We start from the raw sequence: 670 nt of genomic DNA on the forward strand, positions 1-670 counted from the left end.
GATTTTTGACTCATGGATCGATTCGTCCCGGCCTCCGACAAGGAGGCAAAGCATGAATGTACGTTATCGGGTCGAATTGAGCCAAGCCGAGCGCGACGAACTGACGGCGATGCTCGGCGGCGGCAAGCACGCCGCCCGCAAGCTCAAGCGGGCGCAGATTTTGCTGGCGGCCGATAGGGGCCGCAGCGACGAGGAGATTGCTCGGACCGTGAGTGTCAGCCGTTCCACCGTCAGCCGGACCAAGCGCCGCTTCGTAGAAGGCAATCTGGAGCGGGCCTTGAGCGAGGAGCCGCGTCCGGGCGCAGAGCGCAAGCTGACCGGAAAGGAGGAGGCCCTGCTGGTGGCGACGGCATGCGCCAAGCCGCCCGCTGGCCGCAAACGCTGGACGCTGACGCTGCTGGCCGACACGATGGTCAAGCTCACCGATCACGACAGCCTGTCGGGCGAGACCGTGCGTCGCCGGCTGGCCGAGAACGACCTCAAGCCATGGCGCAGGGACATGTGGTGCATTCCCCATGTCGACGGCGAATACGTCGCCCGCATGGAGGACGTGCTCGATCTCTACGCCGAGACGCCGGATCCCGCCCGCCCCCTGGTCTGCTTCGACGAGACCCCCGTCCAGCTGATCGGCGAGGTGCGCCAGCCGGTCCTGGCCCAACCGGGACAGCGC

General features: G+C 66.7%; 1 protein-coding gene. It reads left to right on the top strand.

Annotation, left to right across the window (positions count from 1 at the left end; translation table 11 throughout):
• Positions 1–52: 52 nt before the first annotated feature.
• A partial coding sequence (locus ACZYOF_RS44175; RefSeq protein WP_463719648.1) for an IS630 family transposase occupies positions 53–670 on the top strand: 618 nt, incomplete at its 3' end.

The sequence above is a fragment of the Bradyrhizobium sp. LeoA1Lang genome, from assembly GCF_055413685.1.